Annotated in this window: 13 protein-coding genes; 4 read left to right on the forward strand and 9 right to left on the reverse strand. The window is 68.3% G+C overall.

Going from position 1 to position 15,773, the window contains the following annotated elements:
- Window positions 1-33: 33 nt before the first annotated feature.
- From Q664_RS03605 to Q664_RS03620, 4 genes are all read right to left on the reverse strand, one after another.
- A complete protein-coding gene (locus Q664_RS03605) occupies window positions 34-528 on the reverse strand; it encodes a hypothetical protein (RefSeq protein WP_043389841.1) in 495 nt (164 codons plus the stop codon).
- An 11-nt stretch (window positions 529-539) separates the two neighbouring features.
- The gene (locus Q664_RS03610; RefSeq protein WP_043389842.1) at window positions 540-1,466 is read right to left on the reverse strand and encodes a DUF2381 family protein; all 927 of its coding nucleotides are present in this window, start codon (window positions 1,464-1,466) and stop codon (window positions 540-542) included.
- Between the two features lie 9 nt (window positions 1,467-1,475).
- On the reverse strand, window positions 1,476-2,018 hold the full coding sequence (locus Q664_RS03615) for a hypothetical protein (protein ID WP_043389844.1): 543 nt from the start codon (window positions 2,016-2,018) through the stop codon (window positions 1,476-1,478).
- 90 nt (window positions 2,019-2,108) lie between these two features.
- Complete coding sequence (locus tag Q664_RS03620; RefSeq protein ID WP_043389845.1) at window positions 2,109-2,903, reverse strand: NRDE family protein; 795 nt, start codon at window positions 2,901-2,903, stop codon at window positions 2,109-2,111.
- 116 nt (window positions 2,904-3,019) lie between these two features.
- Here Q664_RS03620 and metG point away from each other — a divergent pair, with 116 nt between their 5' ends.
- The 3 genes from metG to Q664_RS03635 are packed head-to-tail and all read left to right on the forward strand — an operon-like array spanning window position 3,020 to window position 6,899.
- Entirely contained in the window at window positions 3,020-5,128 is a 2,109-nt protein-coding gene (metG, locus tag Q664_RS03625; RefSeq protein WP_043389846.1) for a methionine--tRNA ligase, read from the forward strand.
- Between the two features lie 2 nt (window positions 5,129-5,130).
- Complete coding sequence (locus Q664_RS03630; RefSeq protein WP_043389849.1) at window positions 5,131-6,111, forward strand: HEAT repeat domain-containing protein; 981 nt, start codon at window positions 5,131-5,133, stop codon at window positions 6,109-6,111.
- Window positions 6,108-6,899 (forward strand): TatD family hydrolase, encoded by a 792-nt coding sequence (locus Q664_RS03635; protein ID WP_043389850.1) that lies wholly within the window; start codon window positions 6,108-6,110, stop codon window positions 6,897-6,899. The genes Q664_RS03630 and Q664_RS03635 overlap by 4 nt, the downstream gene beginning before the upstream one ends.
- Window positions 6,900-6,912: 13 nt before the next feature.
- Here Q664_RS03635 and Q664_RS03640 read toward each other — a convergent pair whose 3' ends face one another.
- The 4 genes from Q664_RS03640 to Q664_RS03655 all read right to left on the reverse strand — a co-directional run bounded on the left by Q664_RS03640 (window position 6,913) and on the right by Q664_RS03655 (window position 13,790).
- Window positions 6,913-8,055, reverse strand: a complete 1,143-nt coding sequence (locus Q664_RS03640; protein ID WP_152621890.1) for a hypothetical protein — start codon at window positions 8,053-8,055, stop codon at window positions 6,913-6,915.
- Entirely contained in the window at window positions 8,052-10,205 is a 2,154-nt protein-coding gene (locus Q664_RS03645) for a hypothetical protein (protein WP_152621891.1), read from the reverse strand. Before Q664_RS03645 ends, Q664_RS03640 begins: the two co-directional genes overlap by 4 nt.
- A gap of 138 nt (window positions 10,206-10,343) precedes the next feature.
- Window positions 10,344-12,302, reverse strand: coding sequence for an HD domain-containing phosphohydrolase (locus tag Q664_RS03650; protein ID WP_043389854.1), 1,959 nt, complete (start codon window positions 12,300-12,302; stop codon window positions 10,344-10,346).
- A 3-nt stretch (window positions 12,303-12,305) separates the two neighbouring features.
- Window positions 12,306-13,790 carry an HD domain-containing protein gene (locus Q664_RS03655; protein WP_043389855.1) on the reverse strand — a complete coding sequence of 495 codons (1,485 nt, stop codon included), beginning with the start codon at window positions 13,788-13,790 and terminating at the stop codon, window positions 12,306-12,308.
- Between the two features lie 46 nt (window positions 13,791-13,836).
- Here Q664_RS03655 and Q664_RS03660 point away from each other — a divergent pair, with 46 nt between their 5' ends.
- Complete coding sequence (locus Q664_RS03660) at window positions 13,837-14,454, forward strand: START domain-containing protein (protein ID WP_075207317.1); 618 nt, start codon at window positions 13,837-13,839, stop codon at window positions 14,452-14,454.
- A 15-nt stretch (window positions 14,455-14,469) separates the two neighbouring features.
- Here the strand turns inward: Q664_RS03660 and Q664_RS03665 are convergent, their stop codons facing one another.
- Window positions 14,470-15,609, reverse strand: a complete 1,140-nt coding sequence (locus tag Q664_RS03665) for a class I SAM-dependent rRNA methyltransferase (protein ID WP_043389856.1) — start codon at window positions 15,607-15,609, stop codon at window positions 14,470-14,472.
- Window positions 15,610-15,773: the final 164 nt, after the last annotated feature.

A 15,773-nucleotide genomic window follows, 5' to 3' on the forward strand; every position in this document is an offset into this window, starting at 1 on the left:
TGGTCAACAATGTGCCCGGCTGGAAACACGCACTCAGCGGAACGAGTCGACGATGTCGACCCCCGACACGGAGAAGTCGAGGATGGCGGTTCCAGGCAGCGATTCAGGCCGCTTCCGGAGCTGATTCTCACTCAACCGGGCCACCGCGCAGATGGGCACCTTTTCGCTGTCCGGCGGGTGGGCCTCGTAGTACCGGATGACGACCTGCGGACCGCCCGTCCAGACCTGCCCGTACAAACGGGTGGTGGCTTCGAGGATGCCGAGGTCATTCTTCAGCATGCTCTCGATCGGCCCATCGTAGAGCGTGATGGGCTTTGACTTGATCTGGTTCGCGTCGAGTTCCACCAACGCACCGTCCCCGACGCGCAGCCTCATGTAGCGCATCGCCTTCCTGGCTTCCTCCGGGCATTCCTGAGGGCCAGGGGTTCCGTCCGGGCGCACTGCCACGCCTCCACTGGTCGTTGTGCAGCCAGAGAACGTACAGAGCAGGATGACGAAGCCGAGGTAGAACGCTTTGGCCGTGGGCATGAACGGCTCCTCTACTTCCGAATCAGCGTGTGATCCAGGTTCACAAGCACCTCCATGAGCCCATCCTCGCGGAAGATTTCCAGGGCCAGATTGACGAGGCCCTCCTTCGTCGTGAACGCACTCTCGTCCGCCACCACCGCGATTCTTCCTGACTGACCCGGCACGAGCTCGGGCCGCTCCATGCGGAGCGCGAAGGGTCGAGCGGTAGGGGACGTCAAGTCAGCGGTCAGCCGAGCATCCCTGAATCTCCATGGTGCGTCGTACATGTTGGTCAGGTGGATCATGGCCGCTGCCTTCCCTGGCCCGGAGAAGAGCTCGATCGTGACGTCCATACCCCCGTCCTTCAGGACCGCAACTCGCTCTCTCCGAAAAGGCGTCTTCTCCACCTGTCCATTGACGAGAAGCGTGGCGAAGGCGTGGTCCACCGAGTTCTCTTCCTTCTTGAGGCGCTCGTTCTCCTCGCTCAGCTTGAACTCCCTCTTGCGTGAGTCATTGAGGGACGACAGCACCGCGTTGTAGCTCTCGCGGTCCTTGAAGACGTTCACCTGATGGTCCGTCCATCCCCACTTCTCACGACGCGGTGGCCTCACGAGGAACGAGAACTCGGTCCCATCCTCGAGCGTCACGAGCAGGGGAACCCACTCGTCCTCGCCCAGGTCCCGCAGAGGTTCCAGCACCACCTTCTTGCTTCCCACGAGCGGACGCTCGAATCGCCCCTCCCACCCCAGGAGCCGGGTCCTGGCCGGATCGGGCTCCTGCTCGAAGCGCAGGGTGGTGGAGACCTGGCCGGATACATAGACGTTGTTCGCCGTCCGGGCGGGATGTTCCGAGAGCAGCAGCGTCCTGATCTCCGTCCTGGCGCCGGGCTCCAGGGCCTGTGCCACGGACGCGAGGAGGACCAGCAAGGGCATGCAGCGGATGGGTGAAGGGGTTCGCATGGCCGGGTCTCAGGCGCTGAAGTGGGGGGAGAGCACCTTGTCGTGGTAGGCGGTGCTGTCCGGGTGCGAGCGGAAGCGCTGGGCCAGCTTGCCGAGCCGTTGCAGCAGGTCCTCGTACTCGGCCCGGCTCACGCTGCACAGCGACAGGTACAGGCGCGCCGCCCCTTGCAGGTACGAGAAGAGCGGGTGGCAGTCCAGGCCATCCGGACGCTGACGCAGCATGCGGTAGAGCCGCTCGAACTCGGCATCCGTCTCGGGCTTGTCCATGGCGGTGCAGTAGATGACCGCCGTCGACTGCAGCAGGTACAGGAAGGCGTCGTGACGCGGAGGGGCCCTCAGCGCCAACGGCGTCTTCTCCGCGACCGTCCAGAGCCGCGAGATGGGCTTGAGCTTCACGTGCACCATCCTCCACGAGTCGTCCGCTACCGGCACCTCCTCGCCCAGCGGGAGCGCTCTTCCATGAGCACCGAACTCGATGGGCACCTGGAGCCGTTCAGGCCAGTCCAGTGCGAGTCCCGCGCGCTTCAACTCCTGTCTCACGTTCAAGTCCATGCCTCTACCTCCAAGGTCGAGGCGAGGATGCTACTTCCCCCGTGGGAAGTCGAGACCTCGTCGGTCGGGTCCCGCATGCGACCGGGGCCGTCACCCCGGGTAGAGCAGCGGTGTGACGTCCTGGAACGGCCCCTGGCACGGGGCCACGTCGGCGGCCAGGTAGTGGGCCACCCGTCCAGGCGCCAGCGCGACGATGGACGACGAGCGCGTCCCATATTCTGGCGTGTGGATGCAGAGGGCCTGGAACTGGCGGATGCGCTCGTGCAGCTCCGGAGGGAACTCCTCGAGGAGGAACTCCGGCGTGCGCTCGGGCAGCACGTGGTCCGCGAGCAGCGCCTGGAGCTCCTGGAGGGTGTCGGGCCAGGGCTTCCGAGCGGCCTTCTCGGCCAGCTCATGCGCCCTCGCCACCTTGGGCAGGGCCGGAGTGTCGAGCACGTCGTTGGGCAGCACGTGGACGCCCGGCGGGACGTCCTCCCGGTGAATCCGCTCGGAGTCCGGGCGGGCGTACGCCACCCGGAGCACCCCGGCGTCCCCATAGAGGAGGTTGAAGGGGTTGTACTCCCGGGCATCCAGCCCCGCGAGGTAGCGGTCGACCCCCTCCACGTCGTTGGCCCGCAGGGCGCGCATCACCACCTCGCCCCGCGAGCGAGGGGCCCGCGTCAGGTTGGCGGAGCCCCGCTGATTCGTCAGACCCACGAAAAAGCCCCCGTCCGTCACTCCCATCCACGTCCCCTGACGCTCCAGGTCGCGGCCTCCGACGACCCGGGGAGCGAGGGACAGGACCTGGGGACCAGCGGCCGGGCGGGCGTAGAACTCGTCGCGGTTGGCGGCCAGCACGAGCGGCCACTCGGGGTGGATGTGGCGGAGGATGACGATGGTGCACATCGTGTGGGGTCGAATAACAGCTCCGGGGCCCCGGTGCATCAGGTGCGTTCCTTGGTGACTTCCCGATGACCGGAGCCCTTCGAGCGGCTAATGTCCGCCCCCCCTCAGGAGAACCCATGGCGGAGAGAATCCTCGTCACCAGCGCGCTGCCGTATGCCAACGGCCCCATCCACATCGGCCATGCCGTCGAGTACGTCCAGACCGACATCTACGTGCGCTTCCTGCGCTCCTGCGGCAAGGACGTCGTCTACTTCTGCGCCGACGACACCCACGGCACGCCCATCGAGATCAACGCCGCGAAGCAGGGTCTCAAGCCCGAGGACTTCGTCGCCCGCTGGTACGACTCGCACCAGGCGGACTTCCGCGATCTCGGCGTCAGCGTCGATTACTTCCACTCGACCAACTCGCCCGAGAACAAGCACTACGCCGAGTACATCTACGGCAAGCTGAAGGAGCAGGGCGACATCGAGAAGCGCGAAATCGAGCAGGCCTACTGCGAGACCGACAAGCGCTTCCTGCCGGACCGCTTCATCAAGGGCACCTGTCCCAACTGCAAGGCGCCGGACCAGTACGGTGACGCCTGCGAGAAGTGCGGCAAGGCCTACGCTCCCACGGATCTGATCGAGCCCCGGTGCGCCCTGTGCGGCACGCCGCCGGTGCGCCGCAAGTCCTCGCACCTGTTCTTCAAGCTGTCGCGTCACGCGGACTTCCTGCAGGAGACGCTGCGCAAGCCCGGGTTCATCCACCAAGGCCTCGCCACCCAGCTCCAGGGCTTCTTCGAGCAGGGCCTGGCGGACTGGGACATCAGCCGCGACGGCCCGTACTTCGGCTTCGCCATCCCGGGTGAGACGGACAAGTACTTCTACGTCTGGCTGGACGCCCCCATCGGGTACATCGCCACCACGGAGAAGTGGGCGAAGACGACGGGCAAGGCGAAGAGCGCCCTGGACTACTGGGCCGAGGGCAGTGACGCCCGCATCATCCACTTCATCGGCAAGGACATCGTCTACTTCCACGCGCTCTTCTGGCCCGCCGTGCTCAAGGAGGCCGGCCTCAAGCGGCCCGAGAGCGTGAAGGTGCACGGCCACCTCACGGTCAACGGCGAGAAGATGAGCAAGAGCCGCGGCACGCTCATCCCCGTGCGCTCCTACCTGGAGCACCTGGACCCGAGCTACCTGCGCTACTTCTACGCGGCCACGCTGGGCGCCGGAGTCGAGGACCTCGACCTGAGCCTCAAGGACTTCCGCCTGCGGGTGAACGGCGAGCTGGTGAACAACATCGGCAACCTGGCCAACCGCAGCCTGTCCATGCTGGCGGGTGGGGTGCTGGAGAAGCGTCTGGCTCCCGCCACGAAGGAGGGCCCCGGCAAGGCGCTGGTGGAGGCCGCGCTGGCCCGTGTCCCCGAGGTGCGCGAGGCGTTCGAGAAGCTCGAGTTCCGCACCGCCATCCGGGTCATCACGGAGATCTCCCAGTCGGCGAACGGCTTCCTCCAGACCGCGGCCCCGTGGGCCAAGGTGAAGACGGACCCCGAGGCCGCTCGCGCCGACCTGAGCGATGCCGCCGAGGTGGCCTACCTGCTGGGCGCGCTGCTCACGCCGGTGATTCCGCGCGTGACGGAGAAGCTGTTCGCGCAGCTCAACGCGCCGCCGCTCACCTTCGAGGCGCTCGCCACCGCGCGCTACCCGCTGCTCGACCGCAGCCGGCCCGTGGGCACCCCCGAGCCGCTCCTGCCGCGTCTGGAGGAGGAGCGCGTCAACGCCATCCTCGGCCAGGCTCCCGCCGCCGCCGAGCCGGCCAAGGAGGAGAAGAAGGGCAAGGGGGACAAGGGCGAGAAGAAGGCCGCGGAGCCCAAGCCCGCCGAGGCCAAGGCCGCCGCGCCCGCCGCCGAGGCCGCGCCCGGGGAGATCGAGATCGGTGACTTCGGCAAGGTGGTGCTCAAGGTGGGCAAGGTGCTCGCCGCCGAGCGCGTGCCCAAGGCGGACAAGCTGCTGAAGCTCACGGTGGACCTGGGCGAGGGGCAGCCACGCACCATCTGCTCCGGCATCGCGGAGGCCTTCCAGCCCGAGCAGGTGCAGGGCCGCAACGTGGTGGTGGTGGCCAATCTCAAGCCGCGCATGCTGCGGGGCATCGAGTCGCGCGGGATGATCCTCACCGCCGGACCTGGCGGGAAGAACCTCTCCTTGCTGGATCCGGGGGACATGCCTCCCGGCTCCGAGGTGAAGTGAGCGTGACGGACTGGCGGGCCGAACGGGACCGGGCGCTCCTCGCCCTCGAGCGCGAGAAGCACCCGGGGTTGCGCATCGAGGCGGCGGAGTTGCTCTTCCACCTCGCCGCCGAGGACGCCTCGCGCGCGCCCGAGATGTCCGCGTCGTTCCAGCGGCTGCTCGCCGACAAGCAGGTGGCCGTGCGCCGCATGGGCGTGGGCATGGCCTCCGCGGTGCTCTCCGCCGAGGAGCTCCCCGGCTTCTTCGCCACGCAGCTCGCCGATGAGGAGAGCCTCGTGCGCCTGGAGGCCGCCGGGCGCCTCGCGGACCTCGCCCGGCCGGATTGCCGTGGGTTGTTGGCGCAGGCCCTCGAGGACCCCATCTTCGAGGTCCGCTTCGAGGCCGCCCGGGGCATGGCCTCCCTCAAGCACCCCGCGGGGCTGGAGGTGCTCGTGGAGGCGCTCGACGAGGATCTGCTCCGCTTCCGTGCGCTCGGGGCGTTGGCCGAGCTGGGGGATGCGCGGGCGCTGCCGGCCGTGCAGCGGCTGTTCCGCCGCTGGATGCTGCCCGCTTTCGACAAGACCCAGGCCGCGGGGGTGCTCGCGAAGCTGGGAGATGCCGAGGGGGCCGCCTGGCTCCTCAAACGGACGGAGCGGCGGCGGTGGAACTGGTCGCAGGACCGGGCCCTCGCCGTGGAGCTGTGTGGCGAGGTGAAGGCCTCGGGCGCGCTCGAGCGGCTGCACACCATCATCACGAATCCGAAGGACGACTGCCGGGGCGCGGCGGCTCGGGGACTGGGCCGCCTGGCGGACCCGAAGGCCCTGCCGTGGCTGCTCGCGTTGATTGACGAGCCCGGAGTCCCCGAGGACTACCGGCTCGATGCCGCCGAGGGCCTGTGGCTGCTCGGCGTTCCCGAGGGCAGGGAGCGCGTCCGGGCGGTGCTGCCCTCGTTGTCGCAGGAAGCCCGTGCCGAGCTCTCCGAGCTCATCCAGGAGATGCCATGAGGCTCGTTGATTCCCACTGTCACTTCGACCGTGCCGACTCCGCGTACGTGGAGGCCGCGCTGGAGCGCGCCCGTGCCGCCGGGCTGGTGCATGCCGTCATCGTCGGCCAGTTCCAGGGTCCCGGTGATTGGGGCATCGCGCTGGAGGTCGCCGCCGCCCATCCGGAGTTCCTCACGGCCACGCTCGGCATCCATCCGCACGAAGCGGCCCGGGCCACCGAGGCGGACTTCGAGCACCTGGAGCGCACCTGTGCCCGGCCGGAGATCCACGCGGTGGGCGAGGCGGGGCTGGACTACTACTACGAGCACTCCGCGCGGGACGTGCAGCGGCAGGTGTTCCGCAGGCAGTGCGCGCTGGCGAAGCGCCTGGGCAAGCCGCTCGTGGTGCACGTGCGCGAGTCGACGAAGGGAGGGGACGCACATCCCGAGTGCGAGGCCATCCTGAAGGAGGAGGGGATGAGCCGGGGTGTCATCCACTGCTTCACCGGGGACACCGAGGCGGCCCGGCGCTACCTGGACCTGGGCTTCCTGCTGTCGCTGTCGGGAGTGGTCACCTACAAGAAGACCGAGGCGTTGCAGGACGCGGTGCGCTTCGCTCCGTTGGAGCGGCTGATGGTGGAGACGGACAGTCCGTACCTGGCGCCCATCCCGTATCGCGGCAAGAAGAATGAGCCCTCGTACGTCGTCGAGACGGCGAAGAAGGTCGCCGAGCTGAAGGGCGTGACGCTTGAGCGGGTGGCCGAGGTGACCACGGCCAACGCGGCGGCGCTGTTCGGCTTCACGGTGTGACCGCTGGCCGGGTTCATGGCTTCTTGGATGAGCCAGCTCCTTTGGGGGCGCTCGTCCCCGCCTTGTGCGGCCGGGGTTCGGGCCCGCCGTAGAAAGTGTCCCGTTTTGCGTTCGCGCGAATGACGAGTCGCGCGTCTTCCTTGCCCGCGCGGACGATGTAGATGTCACCCACGTCCGCGCGGTCGGCGGGCTTCCGATCGACGAAGGCGACCCAGGGACCGGGAACGCCATAGGAGATGGTGCCCACTCGCTTGAAGGACTTGAGCCACCGCTTCGCGGGGGACTCTCCGGGCGTGACCAGGGTCAGCACGACCGGGTCGTGGGGATCCTCGGTCGCCCGGGCCATGACGAAACCGTCAATGGATGGCAGGTAGCCCTGGACGAAGTCGATGGGGGGCGACTCCTCCGAGTTCTCGGGGAGTGCTGGCGCCGGCCGGAGCGGGTGGTACGAACCATCCTCCTTCACGTTTCCCGGTCTCTGGCCGTACGCATCCGCCTTGCCCGAGACCAACAATCCCCGCTGTTCGCTCCAGCCGAGCAGCTCCGCCACGTCCGGGGCGGGCCGGAAGGTCACCACGCCCGCTGCCGGATCGAGCTTCACGAGGAGGGGCGCCGTCTTCGAGCTCTCCTGGGCGCAGAGCACATGCAGCACCTTGCCATCGGGCTGCCATTGCATGCTGGAGGGGAGGCACCCGGAAGGCATGTCGACTTGTTGGGAGATCCCGGCCGCGGTGCCCACGGGGATGAACGCGACTTGGCTGGGGGCGCGTCGGAGTGCCACCTGCTGGCCGTCCGGACGGAGCTCGTAGTCGGGCCGGGTTCGAGGCATGGCGAGGCCCTCGGCCAGCTTGATGCTGCCCTGCTCCCCGAGGGTGTGCCTCATGAGGGTGTCGGCTTGCCGGTACAAGAGGAAGGTGCCGTCGGGAGACCAGGAGAGGTGCGCAACGGCGGCGTCTTGTCTCCAGTCTCCCGTCCACTGTACCCGCCGGGTGGAGACCTGGATGACGACGGGCCGTGCACCCTGCGGCCCATATTCAATGGCCGCTACCTGCGCGGGAGCCTCGGGGGTCGTGGGCGCGGGTCCTCCCGCCCGGCCAGGGGCGGCGAGGAGCAGGGAACACAGGAGTACGGCTTGGGTGAGTTGGAGCCGGTTCACCACAGGGGGGGATCTCCAAGGGTCGAGCGGTAGGTGACCGCATCGAGATTGGGCTGTCTGTTCAGCAGGGACTCGACGATTCCGGCCACGATCTGTTCGGCCATCTCGTCGACGCGCGACTCCTCGATCAGTTCGCCGTAGCGGTATTGCCCCTGCCCGCCACTGGAGTGCGCCGCATCCATGAACTCGAGCTCGAAATAGGTATACTTTTCGCGCCGCTGATTCTGGGCACTGAGCATCGCGGCGGGATTGTTGGGTTCCTCCGCGGCGACGCCGCCCTGCCGGAGTCCGAGCCCGCAGGGATCCACGTATTTGACGAACACCTTGGCGAGGCGGATCTGATCGTTTGGCGGATCGGTCCTGGACACCAGCAGCACCTGTCCCTTCGCGGCCGCCCCGCCCGCGTTGAGATGGATGGAGAGGTAGAGATCGCACTCGGGGTCGATGCCGTTGATGTACGCGAGGCGAGGCGTAGGACCCCACGCCTTGGTTCCATGATTGAAGTAGGCCTGGGGAGAGCCTTGTTGCAGGTAGCGCAGGACCTTCGTCCGCGCGTAGTCCACGAAACCTCTCGTCCTCATGGCCGTCCGCGCCGAGGTCTGGAAGTTCCCATCTCCGCCAATCTCGCAGGCGAGCGACCAGCGCGCGGAACGATCAGCCAGGACCTCCAGCATGGCATCATCCACCTCGAACCAGTCCTGCGTGGTGATGGGGAATGCCTGGACCTGGGGAGGAGGCGTATTCCCACCCGGCAGTGTCTGGGTGGACTCCCTCGTGTAGACGTAGTTGTTGGTCGTGACGTCCCAGCGCACGGAGCCGGGCTGTACACGCCTGTGACTGCTCTGCAGTTGTTGATTGATGCGCGCGGTGATGGTGTTGACCGTGGCCGTGTTGATCTGGAGCAGGCGGGCTCGATCCTCGGCCCCCACGGGCAGCACCGCGTTGGTGTCTCCCGAATGCCGCGTGAGCAGCAGCGCCGAGAGCGCGAGAAGCGTCGGGTTGCCGTTGCGGATTCGGATACGCCGCTGGGAGAGGTTGTACTCGTAGCGCTGTGCACCCGTCTCCGGGGCTGCCGCCGCGTTGACGGAACCGGGCTCGATGAGGCCGAACCCCGCGGTCCGGGTCCAGAAGATGTTCTCTTGCGGCACTCCGTGCCGGGTTTGCAGGAGATGGGCGATACGGTCCGCGACGAGGTGGGCGCCAAACCATTCCTGGGAGCGGCGGGCCGCGGCGAGCCCATAGACCACGCCATGCCCCGGATCGAGCAGGAAGCGGCGATTGGTCAATTGCGTGGTGTTGATCCGCTGCAACTGCATGTTGTCAGGACGAAGAGGGGCGTCCTGGGTATTGCCCTTGAGGTGGTCCTTGGTGAAACGCAACATGTGGGCCCTGGGCAGATAACCCATTGCCGCGGAATGGGAGGGCACGGTGGCGCGGAAGAGGATCGGCCAGTCGATGGGAAGCGCGAGGGTGGTTCTGCCTTCACAGGAGACGTAACCCTCCTTGTTCGTCTCCAGCGCCACCTGTCGATTGATGTTGGTGAAGCCATTGTTGAAATTGTCCCGCAGTACCTCGGCCTTCACGTTGGCGCTCGCGACGGCCTTGGTGGTGTTGGCATCCACCGCGCGCAGCTTGACCCAGCAATACCGCTGGGGCGGTACGTGGTGGACCACGTAGAAGATGAACAGATCCTCACTGCGTTGGCGCGGACCGATCCGCAGCGCGACGTCCAGCACGCAATGCACGGTCTGCCCCGAGGCCTTCACATAAGAGGCTTTCAGCCGGAGCGTGCCCTCGAACTGGTTGTGCTTGGGCACACCTTCATCGGGAGTCGCCACGGCGAAGCAGATGTGGATGCGGCGGCTGGACGTATCGTCCCAGTGCAGCGGCATGCTGGTGACGGTCGTGCCCGCCTGGGTCGTCCTGCCCGTCAGCGGCGGAGTTGGGGCCGTCTCGGTCTTCGTGACGATGTTGTCCTGTGACATCTGAATGACGATGTCGAACACACCGACGGAGGCGACGGGGTCCTCCGCCAGGGGCGGACGCAACGTGGTGGCCGCCTCCACACTCGTCCCAGGGGCGAGGGGCCAGAACGGGACAGCGGTGTTGTTGGTGGAGAGGACCGAATAACTGCCAGCGTGAATGGGCATCGCGCTCCTCGCGGGTCCAGGACTCAGGGCGCGGCAGTCGGCACCGAGACCTCCCCCCTGGACTGAACGACACCCGATACTTTTGGACAAATCCACCCCCCGGGCAAGCGGGGGGGCCGTCATCATCGCGGAGGAACTCTACACCGTTGGCATGGACATGGTCGGTCTGCGCATCGCCACCTGCTGCGCGAGCACTTCCAGATCCTTGTCCATCTGCGGCGTGTCCAGCAGCAGCGAGTCCGGGTCGTAGCGGAAGTCCGCCTGCTGGAAGCCCAGCAGCGTCTGCATGGCCTGCTCGCCGTTCTGGGTCGCCACCGTCGCGTAGACGAGCTTTCCCTGCTCCAGGTGCAGGTACCCCTCGTGCGCGTTCTGCTTCAGGTACAGCCGCCCCGACTTCTTGCCCGTTCCCAGCAGCTTGAACAGTTGTGCCGCCGGCAGCTCGTCCAGGCTGCCGCGCACCATCCGGGCCGGGCCGTTGTGCTGGATGCGATCGTCGTACAGGGCGCGGATCGTCTTCGCCGCCTCGTCCGGCTCCGCGGGAGGCATCACCGCCGAGGCTCCGCCCATCATCAACCGCTCGCGCGTACCCGCGTCCGGGTTTCCGAGCACCACCACCGGCAGGCCCGCGTGCTCCGGCGAGGAGCGGGTCGCCTGCAGCAGCCCCAACACCTCGTCCAGCCCGAACTTCAGCCCCACCACCAGCACGTCGCAGTCCTGGTACCCCAGTGCGTCGTACGCTCCGTCCAGCGAGGACAGCGCGTGCACCACCAGCCCCTGCTTCTGGCCGGACTCCAGCAGGTCCGTCCGCGTGCCCTCCTCGGGCTCCACGATGAGGATCTGCCGCCCGTCGTTGATGATGCGCTGGCGCAGCAGCTCGCCCGTCTGCACCTGCATGACGATGTCCGCCACCAAGGGGTCGTACAGCTTGCCCGAGTTCTCCCTCAGGTGCTCCAGCGCCTGCTCCTTGGTCAGCAGCTTCCCGAGCGCGTTGGCCGGGTTCTTCGTCAGCTCCAGGTAGCTGTCCACCGCCCCCAGGATTCGCGCGCCCAGGGTGATGTCATCGCCCTTGGCACCCTGCGGCGTCCCCGAGCCGTCATAGGCCTCGTAGAGCTGCGCGAGCATGGTGTTCACCTGCACGGGCAGGTTCACCGACTCGAAGAGCTTCGTCGGCACCCGGCAGTAGCGCTTGGCCTCGGCCAGCCACTCCGGATTCACCGCGTTGCTCGCCAGGCAGAAGTGGCGCTCGGCCGGCTTGCCCAGGTCGTGCAGGTAGCCCGCGATGGCCACCGCCGCCACGTCCCGGGGCAACATTCCCAGGCGCCGCGCCACCACCGTGGCCTGCCGCGACAGCTGCGCCGAGTGTCCCCGGTGGTGCTTGCGGTCCCGCTCCTGCATCGTCACCAGGATGCTCAGCGTCTCGATGTAGTCCTTGTCGCTCACCGTCCCGCGTGAGCCCGGGAAGGTGTCTCCGGTGGACGTCTTGTGCCGCCCCTGCGTGCCCGGGCGCGGCCGCAGCCGGGTCTCCGACTCGAGCCGCAGCTGGATGCTGGGCCTGGGCGCCATTCCCGCGGTGCTCTCGTAGGCGCTGGCCATGGTGGACACGTCCGCCCGGGTCTGCGCCGTCACCACCTCCAGCGAGGCGAAGGCCGTCGTGTCCCCGTAGTAGTGCTTGCGGATGGCGGCGGCGATGGTGCTGCGCAGGCCCACGTACGCGTAGACCTCGGTCATCCCCGTCACCAGGGCGATCTCGTCCAGCAGCTTCTTGTTCTGCGGCTCGGCCGCCACCACCGAGAGCAGCTGGCGCTCCGGGTCGATCGCCAGCGGAAGCACGTTCTGCGCCTCCGCCAGCCGCACCGGCACCTTGTCCAGCACGTCCGTGGGAATGCGGGCCTTGGCCAGCTTCTCCGCGGAGACGAAGCGCGTCTGGAACTCGGCCGCCAGGAAGCGCAGCAGTGCCGCCTCCTGGAGCAGGCCGATCTCCACCAGGCAGTCCCCCAGCCGGTGGCCGGTGATCTTCTGGTGCTCCAGCGCCTTCTGGATGGAATCCGAGGTGACCAGTCCCGCCTCGACGAGGCGCTCGCCCAGTTTCTTCGCCATGTCTCAGCCTTCCGTGTCCGAGCCCTCCCCGCCGGACTTGTCGGCGGGCTCCGTCTTCGGCGCCGTCAGCACGCTGAACGGCTTGAACGTCAGCTCCTTGGGAACGTCCACCCGCTCGCGCGGCGGCTTGGGCTCCCGTGGCTCGCGCGCCTCCCGAGGCTCCCGCTGCTCACGCGGCGGCCGGGGCTCGCGCTGCTTCTCCTGCCGCTCGGGCCTCTCGGAACGCTCGGGCCTCTCGGGACGCTCGGCGCGCGGAGCCTGCTGGCCCTCACCCGCGGCGGCGCCTGCGGCCCTCTCCGGCCGCTCCTTGGGCTTCTTGCCCTCCTTGCCCTTCCGGCGGCCCCCCTCGACCGGCGCACGGCCCCGGACCGTGGGCGCGGGTCCCTTCCAGAGCTGGCGGTCGTAGAGCTTGAGGTTCTCCGTCCACTTGTCGTTGGGATCGCGCTGCATGGCCTCCACCCACGAGGCGATGCGTGAGTCCAGCGAGTCGAGCGCGTGGACGATGTGCGCCTCGATGGTCATCGGCAGCTTGGGCGAGCCGTACTCCAGCCGCCCATGGTGCGAGAGCACGAGGTGGGTGAGGTGCTGCTCCAGCAGCGGCGGGAAGTTGGGAATCGCGAGCGTCTTCTCGCGGATCTTCTGCGCCGTCATGACGAGGTGGCCCACCAGCTTGCCCTCGTCGGTGTACTCGAAGCCCTTGTCCGGGGAGATCTCCGCCACCTTCATCACGTCGTGGAGGAAGGCGCCGGCGAGCAGCAGGTCCCGGTCCGCCATGGGGTAGTGGTCCGCCACCCGGAGGGTGAGCCGCATCACCGACAGCAGGTGGTCGGCGAGTCCGCCGCGGTAGGCGTGGTGGATGCCCTTGGCGGCCGGCGCGTGCGGCAGGCCCGCGGCGATCTGCGCGTCATCCAGGAAGGCCAGCAACAGCGCCTTCACGTTCGGGTCGTTCACGCGCTCGGTGATGAGCTCGCGGATCTGCCCCACGGCGCGGGCGCCGCCGTGGCCGTCACCGCCCGCCTTGGGCGTGGCCTGCTCCTCGCGGGCCTTGGGGGCGGGCTGCTCCTCCCGGGCGGGGGCGGCGGCCTTGGGGGCGGGCTGCTCCTCGCGGGCCGGCGGCTCGAACTCCTTGGGATCGAGCGGCTCGGGGTCCAGCTTCTCGAGGGCCTCGATGACCACCTGGGACTTGCCGTGGAAACCGATGACGTTGCCGCGCACGAGCACGTAGTCACCGGGGGAGAAGGTGGGCTCGAGGGCCTCGACCTTGTCGAAGACGCGGGCGTCGATCTCTCCGCTCTTGTCCACGAGCACCACGGAGAGGAACACCTTGCCGCTGCGCGCGGTGACGCGCTCCTTCTTGGTGACGCGGAACACGGTGTTGACGGAGTCCTTCTCGCGCAGGTCCTTCGCATACACCTTGCGCACCTCCTCCACGGAGGCGTCGGTGGGGGAGGAAGTCGGGGAATTGTCGGACGGGTTATCGGTCGTCATACGCGGGCGGCGACACTACCACCACCCAGGCGGTTAGGATGGATTCATGTCCCTACTTCCCACTCTCTCGCTTCTCGTGCTGTTGACTGGCGCGGCTGAACCGTCCTGGCAGCAGGTGGCCCGTGACGACGGCATCTCCGTGCTGGCCCGGACTCCCGAGGGGGGCTCCGTCTCCGAGGTGAAGGCCACCACCCTCGTGGATGCCCCTGCCCACGACGTCTGGCGGGTCATCCGTGACTACGACAACTACACCAAGACCATGCCCTACACCGAGGAGAGCAAGGTGCTGTCCTCGGAGCAGGACGGGAAGATCACCGTGTTCTATTGCCTGGTGAACGCCCCGCTGGTGGACAAGCGGGACTTCATCATCCGCATCCGGGACGAGTCGGACTGGAAGGACGGAAAGGGCTTCCTGAAGACGGCCTGGACGGCGGCCACCGAGGGGGTGCCTCCCGAGAAGCAGGGCGTGGTGCGGGTGAAGCTCAACACGGGCTACTGGCTGATGGAGCCGCGCGAGGAGGGGAAGAAGACGTTCGTCACCTACTACCTCTACACGGACCCGGGAGGCTCGCTGCCCAAGTGGATCGCCGACAAGGCGAACAAGACGTCGGTGCCGGACGTGCTCCGGGCGGTGCGCAAGCACGCCACCGCCGCGAAGAAGTAGGCGCCGGAGGGCCTCTCAGCTGGCCTCGATGACGATCCCCGACAGGTAGTCGGTGCCGGGGAAGCCCACGAGGGTGGGGTGGTCCGGCGGCAGGCCGAGCCGGGCGAAGCGGAAGCCCATGCGCCCCTCCTGCTCGCAGGCCTCGGCGATCAGGTCGTCGAAGCCGCCGGTGGGCAGGGGCGGGTGGTAGCCGACGACGAGCAGGGTGCCGCCGTGGCGGGTGGCGTGCAGGCCCAGGCGCACCTGCTCGATGAAGGTCTGCGGCGAGGTGGCCTCCGGGGTGTCCAGGAGCACCAGGTCGAAGGTGTCCTGGATGCCGTGCAGCACGTCGAGGGCGTCCCCGCGTTCCACCCGGAGGCGCCCCAGCAGCCCGTTGGCCTCGCCGTTCTCGCGGGCGAGGTCCGCGGTGTCCGCGTCGCTGTCGAAGGCGAGGATGGAGCGGGCGCCATGGCGTCCGGCATGGACGAAGAGGCCGCCCACGTGGCAGCTCGGGTCGAGCACCCGCGCGCCCTGGGACAGGCGGGCGAGGAAGCGGCGCAGCTCGCGCTGATCATAGGGGTAGCCCACGCCCGGGCCGTAGGTGAGGTCCACGGTGAAGCGGGCGCCGAGCTCCAGCACGCGGCTCCAGCGGGGCGGGTTGCCATGGAGGGCGTGGGGCCGTTGCACGGGCAGGCCGAGCTGGCGGCGCCGGGCGGTGTCGTTGCGCAGCAGCACGGACTCGGCGCCGGAGACCTCCACGAGGGCGCGGGTGATTTCCTGCAGCCGGGCATCCATGGCGCGCGTGAGCGTCTGGACGACGAGGTGCGTGTCGTAGCGGTCCACGATGAGGCCGGGGAGGGCGTCGCCGTCGTCGTTGATGGAGCGGCAGAAGCGCGGGTCATCCACCATGCGGGCGCGGCGCTCGAAGGCATGGCGCACGTGGCGGGGGATGATGCCCTCGGCGGACTCTTCCGGGAGCCCCAATCGGCGCACGGCATAGGAGGACTCGAGGTCCACGTCCGCGAGCCCGAGCACGTGTCCGTCCTCGTCCCGGAGCTGCACGGCCTCGCCGGCGGAGGGGGTGCCCTCCATGGAGACGATGTCCTCGCGGCGCACCCAGGGGGCGCCGTGCTTCAGCCTTCGTGCTGCCTCGCGGGACAGATAGGTGTTGAACAAGGCCGTCCTCCCCTCTGCGCGGACGCCGAGCCGGCCGCGCCATGTGCCCTCAATGGGGGGAAACATGCGGCGGGCGGGGACCCGGTGCGGGGAGGGCGGGAGTGTCCGCTCGTGGAGCAGGGGAGCGAGGGAGCCAATATCCCCTCTCCCCCCGGGAGAGGGAC

Source organism: Archangium violaceum Cb vi76 (assembly GCF_000733295.1).
GTDB classification, from domain to species: Bacteria; Myxococcota; Myxococcia; order Myxococcales; family Myxococcaceae; genus Archangium; species Archangium violaceum.

Bases quoted from the DNA above. Each gene is read 5' to 3' on its own strand.
- Q664_RS03605 (WP_043389841.1), bottom strand. From the start codon at position 528: ATGCCCACGGCCAAAGCGTTCTACCTCGGCTTCGTCATCCTGCTCTGT.
- Q664_RS03610 (WP_043389842.1), bottom strand. From the start codon at position 1,466: ATGCGAACCCCTTCACCCATCCGCTGCATGCCCTTGCTGGTCCTCCTC.
- Q664_RS03615 (WP_043389844.1), bottom strand. From the start codon at position 2,018: ATGGACTTGAACGTGAGACAGGAGTTGAAGCGCGCGGGACTCGCACTG.
- Q664_RS03620 (WP_043389845.1), bottom strand. From the start codon at position 2,903: ATGTGCACCATCGTCATCCTCCGCCACATCCACCCCGAGTGGCCGCTC.
- metG (WP_043389846.1), top strand. From the start codon at position 3,020: ATGGCGGAGAGAATCCTCGTCACCAGCGCGCTGCCGTATGCCAACGGC.
- Q664_RS03635 (WP_043389850.1), top strand. From the start codon at position 6,108: ATGAGGCTCGTTGATTCCCACTGTCACTTCGACCGTGCCGACTCCGCG.
- Q664_RS03645 (WP_152621891.1), bottom strand. From the start codon at position 10,205: ATGCCCATTCACGCTGGCAGTTATTCGGTCCTCTCCACCAACAACACC.
- Q664_RS03650 (WP_043389854.1), bottom strand. From the start codon at position 12,302: ATGGCGAAGAAACTGGGCGAGCGCCTCGTCGAGGCGGGACTGGTCACC.
- Q664_RS03655 (WP_043389855.1), bottom strand. From the start codon at position 13,790: ATGACGACCGATAACCCGTCCGACAATTCCCCGACTTCCTCCCCCACC.
- Q664_RS03660 (WP_075207317.1), top strand. From the start codon at position 13,837: ATGTCCCTACTTCCCACTCTCTCGCTTCTCGTGCTGTTGACTGGCGCG.